Consider the following 8,502-nt stretch of genomic DNA (forward strand, 5'->3'; position numbering starts at 1 on the left):
GGATAAAACGCAGACATTGAGTGTAATGACGGAAAAGGCTGAAATTACAGTCCCACGGAGCCTGACGGAGTCCCAACGAGCGGAGGGAGAGGGATTCGAACCCACGGACGGGCAAGCCCGTCTCCGGTTTTCAAGACCGGTGCAACCCGATCAAAAACCTCTGGAAAACACGGCCTTTCCGAAATTCTCGGACATGTGGTTGCCGAATGGTTGCCGGACGACGTTTGGAACCGATCCGGACTTGATCCGGCTGGCCGCCAAGTGGGACGCCCTGCCCCCTCAGATCCGGGCCGCCATCATCGCCTTGTCCGGCGTGTCTGTCCCATTGGAACAACCAAAGCCGGCCACGGCGGACACAGGTGATCTTCCCCCTTGGGAAGCCAGTTGAAGATACTTGGAGCGGTTGGACCTGACGCCGGGAAATGTCTCCGAATGTTGAAATGCCGGACGATCAACTCGCCGGATTGTTCGAGGCCGAACGGCTTCCCTGATCGCGGCCCTGATGGCTGGGAAGCCACTGAAGACGTAAACGCAACTTTGTTCCGTGCAAGTGTCCGGCGCCGGACACTCTCGTTCCGTCAGCCAATGTTTTGAGGAAAGCCCGGAAGGAACAAGAACAAAGGTGTTCCTTCCCGTGCTTTGAGTGTTACTGTTTCATTTGTAATGCCCGGCGGGGGGATACGCCGAGTATACTTGGTTTCACATCGGTCAAAAAAATCGACACACAACATGGCGACCGTGAAAGTATTGCTGGTGATCCCGTCCAAGGTCATCGCTCATGAGGCGCCGGTTGCGTGCGACGGCTTTGTGTTGCCGGGTTTCATCGAGGGACTGTTGGGGAAACGGGGTTGGGTGCTGATCGCGGACCGGACGCTTTCCCCGAGCATCACGGTTTGGAGTGTTGATCCAAAGCAGAACGCCGCCGGCAATGCGATATCTTCCGTCCAGTTGAGACGGAATGCCAAAGCCGAACGAGCCGTCGAGATATTGACGGGCCAAAAGATATTCGTCATCGGAGACCTGCTGATCGTCGGAGCGATTCCCGCTGGCCCAAAGGTCGGTCAGGCGGCCGAGATTCCCGCGGACCAATTCTTAGAGATTCTGCAACTTTGAGGCGAGGGGCATTACCCTGCCGCGATTGGCCACATAACAAACAAGGCCGGTTAAGATGCGGATTCCGAATGGACGGAATTGCAAGGGTGTCCGGCGTCGGACACCCGAGAGGATGAGGGAACCACCGCAATGACGTTAGAGTCGCATAGCCAGACATCGCTGTCTGTTCAGACAACCAGCCGTCAAAGCGGGAAGGACACCGCGAAAGATGCCTGGGCTGACTGGAAACTAATTCGTTTGACGGGAGACTCGCAGATGGTTAGTCTTCAAAAACAAATTCGTGACACACAGACCAACGGCTAAAATTGCATGAAAGTCAAAAAATTGATCGATCTGCTTCAAGAGCTTGACCCCGAGGCGTTCGTGACAATTGGCCTTCCCGAGTCAAACCCAGAGTATTTGTCCCGTTTGAATGACCGGCCGGCTTGCCTGCTCTGGTTTTACGTGTCGCAGGAAAGCAGATGCTCGTATTCAGACTTTCCTCAGATGCCGCTGATGAATCAGGTTACCATTAACGTGAGCCTGGACAAGACGTTCTTTGGAACGGACAACCGGGAGATGCTTGAAGACATCGAAGAGAACGCCATTCGTCCGGACTTTTTTCCAGAAGCAAATTGAGTAACGATGATGGGATGGACTCCCGTCAATCGCATTTACAGAATCAAACCGCATAGGTGAATCGCAGGTGTCCGGCACCGGACACCCAACGTAGTTGCTGACACTGGCCTTGAATGTGAAGCTAACCACGATGCCGGGTTCATATTGAGCAAATCACAACTCAATCACGCGCTTGTTTTCACTAATTCATCAGGATCTGTTAACCGGGGGAATGATGATGCCTACCAGCCGATTCGATGCATCCAAAGCCGATCTGTTACTTCGTAGCATGGCAGCCTACGAGCCTCAAGTCATTAATCCATTGAAGAATGTTTTGAGCGCAATTGGTCTTAGTTTGCCCTCTGTGTTTGAAGATATCAGTGTGAAGTATAACCGAGCCGTATTGCAACTTGGTGAGAGATTCAGAAACACAAACACCAATGTGATGCAATGCAAAGTTGACGATGACCTCCAGCCATTTCTGAAGAGATGCCTTCTCTATTTCCGCCGGAAACATGTCGCAGACATTCAGAAAATTCTGGAGAACACCACTGACTTGGAGATCATTGAGCGATTCGACAAGAGCATGGCATCCGTGGATATCTGCAACGAAGATACGTGGTTCATTGAGACTACGCCGATGAGGATGCCGCGACTTGCTGATTTCTGCACTCTGCGTTTTTCCGAACAAATTATCAAGGAGACTCATAGGAAAGGCAGTTTAGTTCCATTGGAACTGCCTCAAAGGCAATACGACGACAAGTTCGGAGTATTGCAGCCGGCGTCGGCCCTGGCCCCGTCAATGGCTTACTGGAGGCAACAGTGCGAGTTCCGGGACGTCGGACTTGCACTGGCATATTTCGACATCGACAATTTCAAAAGAGACTTCAATTCCCACACGGAAACGGTGGTTGACAGAAATTGTTTGCCTGTCATCTTGAGGTCTATCGAAGCCCACTGTTTCCTTCATGCCGAAGCCTTCCATATCGGCGGTGACGAAGTCATCGTCCTGATTCCGAACATGGACAAGGAAGGGGCCATAGAATTCATGGACCGTCTCCGTCTCAAGCTCCCGACACTCACCTATATCAGCGTGCCATCCAAGGCGAAAATTTCCACCGGGCTTGTCCACGTCACGCCAGATTGTCCCCTTACCGACAAAGAGATTGAGCAGAAGGCCAACGATGCCAAACACTATGCCAAGAGCGAGGGTGGAAAAGACTGCATCGTGACATATAAAGGCGAGCGGTTCACCAAAGATCAACTGATGATTGTCCGGCCCCGGCCAGTCCACGAAGCGACCTAACCGGATTCCCTCGGGTGTCCGGCGCCGGACACCCAAGGAAATGAGAACCCCCCTCACCACATTACCCCGTCAATGATGCCCGAAAGATCGCTGCCGTCAACGCTGGTTACCCCAAAAGTCAGGATGCCGTTGACAAACTGCCCGATTGGAGTGTTCACCACACCGGCGGCGCCATTGTGGAACGTCGGCGTGCCGCCCGGATAGGTGACCGTGCTGAACAAATCACCCTGAATCGTGCCGGTCTTGAAAAAGAACGGGATGTGCGAAGCGGCCCCGTGCGTCAACGAAACGGCGTCGTAGACGGGTATCCCGCCCTCACCCTCCGGATTCGAGCTTTGCGATTGCGAGATGACCAGCCCGGCCCCGTCCGAGCCGGGCGTTCCCGTGTCGTACCAGGATGGCACGCGGTAACTGGCCGAGTAAAGATCTCCGGCGGTCGTCGACGCCCCGCTCAGTCCGGCTTTCTTTCTGGCCGAAAACCGCCGTCCGACCGGAGCCCCGCCGACCAGGTCAAGGATGTCGATGCTTCGCTCGCCACCAGGTGAAGCCTGGTCAATTTGCTTGATCCGGACGGAGCCACCCCCGTTTGTCCCCGTCTCGGACGGGCCGGTTGTCGTCTCGACGGTCACATCCCCGTCGATGTAGGTTTCCGGGTGGAAGGTCGAACTGTGGATCATGTTCGGCAGCACGAGTTGCCGGATCGCCTTGGGACCGTTGCCAAGGTACTGGAGGTTGTCCCCGGTCTTCTGCGTGTTGACGATCCCCGACGTGCCGAACGCGGCCTCTCCGCCGGTCCCGGAGATGAACACCGGCTTGCTGTCCGCCACGGACGGATCGGGCGTCCACAATGGACCGGCCACAGCAAGGTATGTGGCATCAGGTGTCAGTCCGCCTTTCGAGCCGGACACCAGCCACCCGCCGGGCCATGCGCCGACAATGTCGCCAAACGTCCCGTCCGGCCTGATCCATTGCATGACTTCGCAAGCATAGTACGGCGTCGTGCCGTCCGGCAGATTGCCTTGAAGCGTGCCGCATTTCATCATGGCGATCATGGGAGGGGGTGCGGTGATCCGATGGGACTGGCCGGGGACCGCCTCGCCAAGCTTGGCGATCGAGTCCATGACTTTCGCCATCGTCTGTTCTTTGAGGAAAAACAAGTCCGCAATGTCCTTAACCCCTTGGGTGTCCGGCGCCGGACACCCGTGAGTACGTGTCAGGACTTTTAGGTTCATGGCGGGTCGGATTGACCTTGGGTGTCCGGCGCCGGACACCCAAGGGATTGCGAGAGTTCCGATCCGGCCGAAAGTTTGTCACATCCGACATGGCGACACCATCGCTCGCACGTTGAAATCAAACATCCGATATTCAAAGGTAAATAATCATGGACTTGCCCGAAGATCTTGCGGAGGGAACGGCCGACCTGAGCGCGCAGGTGTCCGAACTGGCCGAACGCATTGAAAAGCTGGAGAGCGAACGCACGCAGACAATCAATTACCAGGCGTGCTTTCACATTGTCGGAACGCTCCGACGGGCGGCCGTGGCCGCGGGCGTGGATGTTGAATGGGAAAAACTCGCGGAAGTTCTGGACGATGTGGCTGAGGGGAACGCGACGTTATGCCCGAGCGAGGCTGAAATGTGCCAATGGGACGCGCCGGAAGAGCGTGTCCAAGGCCAGCGGATCGTCAATGAGATGGTGAAAAAGGAACGCGAACTTGCCCCGTGGCTCATTCAGTTGTTGAGGAACGCCGGGTAAATTCACACATGAGTGTCCGGCGCCGGACACCCAACCCATTTGCCGACACTCATCACAGGAACTGCACTTTGATGGCCCGCCCGTCCTGATGGTCGCTGTTCGCCGGTCCCTTCCATTCCTGAACGAATCCGTCCGCGAAGCCGTCGGCGTCCAGCGTGGCCGGGTCGGGGATGCGGGCGATTCTGGCCCCTTCGTCAAACGCGGCAATGAACATCGTCCGGGCCTCCACGGTCGCCGGATCGGGAGACCATGACGGGCCGGCCACGGCCAGAACGGTTTTTCCCGGTATCAGCGACGTTTTGCCGGCCGAGATCAGCCACCCGCCCGGCCAGCCCTCCACAATATCCCCGAACGTCCCGTCGTCCTTTGGCCATTGCAGTTGATCGCAGGCGTGGTAAGGCGTTGTGCCGTCCGGAAGCGTGCCCTGTGGCGGTCCGCAGGTGACAAGGGCGAGCGTCGGGGGCGGTGCGGTGATGCGCCGGGAAGGTTCGGAATAGGCTTCGCCGAGCCTGGCAATCGAATCCATCACCCGCGTCATCGTCGGTTCTTTGAGAAGAAACAGTCCGGCCATTGATTTTCTCCAAGTCGTCCGGCTCCGGACGACTGCGATTGTATGTCAGGACTTTTAGGCTCATGGCGTGCCAGACGGCCCTCGGGTGTCCGGCGCCGGACACCCGCTCGCTTACTGTCCCCAAAACGGGAGACAGCATGCCTACTTATCAAGTCAACGAACGATGGGACGGAAGAACCGGAACTGCGAGCCTCGACAATCCCCGCTCGCTGAAAAGGACGTTCGAGGTTCTGGTTGACGAACAGGGGCTTCACGCCAACCAGATCATTGACGCGGTGGCGTCGGCCGCGGGGTGCCGGTTGGGCGCCCCTCATCCGCTTTATCCGCCGGCCCGGTGCCAGACGCTGAACGCGGACACGGACGACAACCCGCTGATGTGGGTGGCGACCGCCGAATATGCCGAGTCAAGGCAACAGCAGAACGGCGCCGGAACCGACAGCGGGGCGCCCGCCGGAACGGGCGGGGACGACGGCCCGGAGGGGCAGTCTCCGGACGGAAAGCTGACCTACCAGCCGCCGAAGATCAGTTTCCGGCCGACCGAAACCTATCTGCCGCATGACGTGAACGGCAAGCCCTACGCCAACACGGCCGGGGTGCCGGTCGAGAACCCGCCGCCCGGCTTTGTCGTCAACGGAACCCTCAACGTCCCGCGTCGCTATCCGATCAACGGCAGCACGGACGTGGCGTGGTTCATGGCCATCGTCGGCAAGGCGAACCTCAATGATTGGGGCGGGTTTCTCGCGGGGGAATTGCGGGTGGGCGGGGCGGACTTCGAGCCGTCCGGCGGATGGTGGGAGGGGAATTGGACGCTGGAGGTCAAACAGGATCTTTGGCTTCCGACCCGAATGATGAGCGTCGGACGCTGCTATCAAAATGTGATCCTGAACGTGACCAATCATTTGGAGAGAAAGGGATTTGAATATATCCGGGAGGCAAAAACCAGCGCCCCGATTCTGGAGCCGATCTACCTGGATGACATCGGCTTGCCCGCGAATATTCAACTGCCGGTCGGAACGTCTCACGTCGAACACTACAACCTTCCGGTCAGCCCGAACGTCATTGATCCGGGCGGGCCGGCCGTGCTGGAGTTCCGGCAAATGCTCCCCATTGATTTCGCCGCCTTCTTGGGGACGTATCTCTACTGATCCTTCGCGGGTGTCCGGCGCCGGACACCCGCGAACCATGCCCGAGGAAACAAACCATGACTCATGAGGAGTGGTGCCGCTCGCACAAGGGACAGTTGTTGTCCGAATGCGACTGGCCCGAGTTCTATGAGGTAGGTTGGGGCGTTCGCCGGCCGATGATTGACTTTGCCGGAAGAGTCACCGGGGAAATCGGTGACGAGAACAATCAAGAAACCGTGGATGTGCGATGCGACCACGGGGAGCCGATTCTTGGGACCGGGATGCCGGTAGCCGTGGTGTCCGCCGAAACTGCCCGCCTGCTGAGACGACGGGACGACGAACACATACGAACGCTTCACCATGCGGACTGACGGGTGTCCGGCGCCGGACACCCGTTTACTTTTTGGGGACCGGCAGCCGAAACCTCACGACCCCATCGCCGCCGAAGTTCTTGGCGGGAAGGTCCAAGTCCAAATGAGTGGCGCCGGGAATTGGCTTCTCAAACATGATGGCATCTTTGACGGTTTTGCCCGGATGGATGGGTTCCGATTCTGAAGAAACAGAATCGACGGGATGACTCGGAAAAACTTTGATGATTTTATAGCCGTTGCCAAAGTTGTCATGAAGCGATGCGTATTCAGATGGTCTCAATTCGGGAGCATCTGCCCATGATTGATAATCAACTTTCTTGTTTGCTGACAAGTTCTCCAAGTCAAATCTGATGATAAGCACTTCACCTGTCGTCTTTCCATCGTTCTTGTCTTTGTATTGCAGCGGAACTTGTTCCACTTTCGCCGAGTGAACATATACCTGAAGGCCATCGTGCTTTACGGGTGTGTCCAAGCCGGGGCGGGCTGCTTCCAATTTCGGGCTTGAGTTTTTTCCGTCTGACGACTGCGGTGATTTGGTCTTTTCGCATCCGGTCAAGATCCAAAACAGGGAAATCACCGTCAGGCAGATTGAAACGTGGTGCATCGGTTCATCCTCGGGTGTCCGGCGCCGGACACCCGCTTGGTTGGGGGTTGGGGTCAGAATAACCGGTGTTCAAAGTTGTGTCCACTTTGGCATCAGAAGCATTACTTAGAGCGAATGGAGTTGCTGACAAAGTTTCTGAAAGCCGTGAATTCATCCCTGATCTTTCCAAGCTGCTTGGTCGTTTCATCCTGCTTCTCGATTTGCTGGCGAAGCAACTCTTCCTCCTTGAACTTGCGGTCGCTTTTCTCCGTCTCCAGTTGTTTCTTGGTTTCCTCCAGTTCAGCCGTCAGCCTCGCCTTCTCCCGGTCCATCATTTGTTGGGCCAGTTCGTCCCCCTTCTGGCCGATCTGCAAGGATCGCGTCCGGGCGGTCTGCATCATGGACACGTTTTCCTGGGAGCCGTCCAGCACGGACTTGCCTACGAACTGGCCCCGGTCGAAGTGAACCATCACATCCGTCTTGATATTGGACAGGGCGTCTTTGATGCGGCCGATCTTGTCCTCCGTCTCCTTGATCTCCTTGGCGGCCGCGTCCTCGGCGACGGCTTTGCGCAGGGTGTCCTGCAACTTCCAAAGTTTGTGAAGCTCGTCACTGTATTCTTTCTCGATCTTCTGGTTGGCGTCTTCTTGCGCCTTCTTGATGGACTCGGCGGCCTCCTCGATCTTTTTCTTCTCCCTCGCCACGATGGCGTCGTTCTTGTGCGACCACGTTTCCTCGGCCTTCAGCCCGCCAACGTCGCCGGGCGCATTGTGTTCCAACAGCCATTTGCCGAACGTCTCGGCCCACGAATCGTTCATGACCTTGACGGCGGCCGGCCCGACCGCCTTGCCGATGGCCTCCCCGAGTTGGGAGCCAAGCATCGTCCCGGCCGGGCCGCCGAAGAACATCCCCAAGGCGCCGCCCGCCAGTTGCCCGACGATGCCCCCGACCATGTCCGCGCCGATCTTCTCGCCCGAGGCGGCCGCGTTGAAGTCGTTGATGAGTCCGACGCTCACCTGTCCGATGGCCATGTTCCGGGCCACCCTCGCCTGGCTCGCCTGCCGCTCCGCGTCCCTCGCCGCTT

At 57.4% G+C, this 8,502-nt stretch carries 11 protein-coding genes; 7 read left to right on the plus strand and 4 right to left on the minus strand.

What is annotated here, in order from left to right; translation table 11 throughout:
- The first annotated feature begins 193 nt into the window (after positions 1 to 193).
- From BGIM_RS62635 to BGIM_RS0108695, 4 genes are all read left to right on the plus strand, one after another.
- Positions 194 to 388: a hypothetical protein gene (locus BGIM_RS62635; protein ID WP_157368682.1), complete on the plus strand. Its 195-nt coding sequence runs from the start codon at positions 194 to 196 to the stop codon at positions 386 to 388.
- 341 nt (positions 389 to 729) lie between these two features.
- The gene (locus BGIM_RS0108685; protein WP_020469399.1) at positions 730 to 1,113 is read left to right on the plus strand and encodes a hypothetical protein; all 384 of its coding nucleotides are present in this window, start codon (positions 730 to 732) and stop codon (positions 1,111 to 1,113) included.
- Positions 1,114 to 1,422: 309 nt separating this feature from the next.
- Positions 1,423 to 1,731, plus strand: a complete 309-nt coding sequence (locus BGIM_RS0108690; protein WP_020469401.1) for a hypothetical protein — start codon at positions 1,423 to 1,425, stop codon at positions 1,729 to 1,731.
- A 211-nt stretch (positions 1,732 to 1,942) separates the two neighbouring features.
- Positions 1,943 to 3,016 carry a diguanylate cyclase domain-containing protein gene (locus BGIM_RS0108695; RefSeq protein WP_020469402.1) on the plus strand — a complete coding sequence of 358 codons (1,074 nt, stop codon included), beginning with the start codon at positions 1,943 to 1,945 and terminating at the stop codon, positions 3,014 to 3,016.
- Between the two features lie 53 nt (positions 3,017 to 3,069).
- Here the strand turns inward: BGIM_RS0108695 and BGIM_RS0108700 are convergent, their stop codons facing one another.
- The gene (locus BGIM_RS0108700) at positions 3,070 to 4,149 is read right to left on the minus strand and encodes a hypothetical protein (RefSeq protein ID WP_157368683.1); all 1,080 of its coding nucleotides are present in this window, start codon (positions 4,147 to 4,149) and stop codon (positions 3,070 to 3,072) included.
- Between the two features lie 248 nt (positions 4,150 to 4,397).
- Between BGIM_RS0108700 and BGIM_RS0108705 the strand changes: the two genes are divergently transcribed.
- Positions 4,398 to 4,769, plus strand: coding sequence for a hypothetical protein (locus BGIM_RS0108705; RefSeq protein ID WP_020469404.1), 372 nt, complete (start codon positions 4,398 to 4,400; stop codon positions 4,767 to 4,769).
- 52 nt (positions 4,770 to 4,821) lie between these two features.
- Here BGIM_RS0108705 and BGIM_RS0108710 read toward each other — a convergent pair whose 3' ends face one another.
- Positions 4,822 to 5,340 carry a hypothetical protein gene (locus tag BGIM_RS0108710; RefSeq protein WP_020469405.1) on the minus strand — a complete coding sequence of 173 codons (519 nt, stop codon included), beginning with the start codon at positions 5,338 to 5,340 and terminating at the stop codon, positions 4,822 to 4,824.
- Between the two features lie 137 nt (positions 5,341 to 5,477).
- On the opposite strand from BGIM_RS0108710, the gene BGIM_RS0108715 reads away from it, so the two are divergent.
- Positions 5,478 to 6,485, plus strand: coding sequence for a hypothetical protein (locus tag BGIM_RS0108715; RefSeq protein ID WP_020469406.1), 1,008 nt, complete (start codon positions 5,478 to 5,480; stop codon positions 6,483 to 6,485).
- 56 nt (positions 6,486 to 6,541) lie between these two features.
- Complete coding sequence (locus tag BGIM_RS0108720; RefSeq protein ID WP_020469407.1) at positions 6,542 to 6,835, plus strand: hypothetical protein; 294 nt, start codon at positions 6,542 to 6,544, stop codon at positions 6,833 to 6,835.
- Between the two features lie 25 nt (positions 6,836 to 6,860).
- On the opposite strand, the gene BGIM_RS0108725 is transcribed toward BGIM_RS0108720, so the two are convergent.
- Entirely contained in the window at positions 6,861 to 7,439 is a 579-nt protein-coding gene (locus BGIM_RS0108725; RefSeq protein WP_020469408.1) for a hypothetical protein, read from the minus strand.
- A 101-nt stretch (positions 7,440 to 7,540) separates the two neighbouring features.
- A partial coding sequence (locus BGIM_RS0108730) for a hypothetical protein (protein WP_193788951.1) occupies positions 7,541 to 8,502 on the minus strand: 962 nt, incomplete at its 5' end.

The sequence above is a fragment of the Zavarzinella formosa DSM 19928 genome (genome assembly GCF_000255705.1).
Lineage (GTDB): Bacteria > Planctomycetota > Planctomycetia > Gemmatales > Gemmataceae > Zavarzinella > Zavarzinella formosa.

What these genes read in the sequence shown, in the direction of transcription:
- BGIM_RS0108715 (WP_020469406.1), top strand. Translation starts at nt 5,478, where the DNA reads ATGCCTACTTATCAAGTCAACGAACGATGGGACGGAAGAACCGGAACT.
- BGIM_RS0108690 (WP_020469401.1), top strand. Translation starts at nt 1,423, where the DNA reads ATGAAAGTCAAAAAATTGATCGATCTGCTTCAAGAGCTTGACCCCGAG.
- BGIM_RS62635 (WP_157368682.1), top strand. Translation starts at nt 194, where the DNA reads ATGTGGTTGCCGAATGGTTGCCGGACGACGTTTGGAACCGATCCGGAC.
- BGIM_RS0108725 (WP_020469408.1), bottom strand. Translation starts at nt 7,439, where the DNA reads ATGCACCACGTTTCAATCTGCCTGACGGTGATTTCCCTGTTTTGGATC.
- BGIM_RS0108700 (WP_157368683.1), bottom strand. Translation starts at nt 4,149, where the DNA reads ATGGCGAAAGTCATGGACTCGATCGCCAAGCTTGGCGAGGCGGTCCCC.
- BGIM_RS0108705 (WP_020469404.1), top strand. Translation starts at nt 4,398, where the DNA reads ATGGACTTGCCCGAAGATCTTGCGGAGGGAACGGCCGACCTGAGCGCG.
- BGIM_RS0108720 (WP_020469407.1), top strand. Translation starts at nt 6,542, where the DNA reads ATGACTCATGAGGAGTGGTGCCGCTCGCACAAGGGACAGTTGTTGTCC.
- BGIM_RS0108685 (WP_020469399.1), top strand. Translation starts at nt 730, where the DNA reads ATGGCGACCGTGAAAGTATTGCTGGTGATCCCGTCCAAGGTCATCGCT.
- BGIM_RS0108710 (WP_020469405.1), bottom strand. Translation starts at nt 5,340, where the DNA reads ATGGCCGGACTGTTTCTTCTCAAAGAACCGACGATGACGCGGGTGATG.
- BGIM_RS0108695 (WP_020469402.1), top strand. Translation starts at nt 1,943, where the DNA reads ATGATGATGCCTACCAGCCGATTCGATGCATCCAAAGCCGATCTGTTA.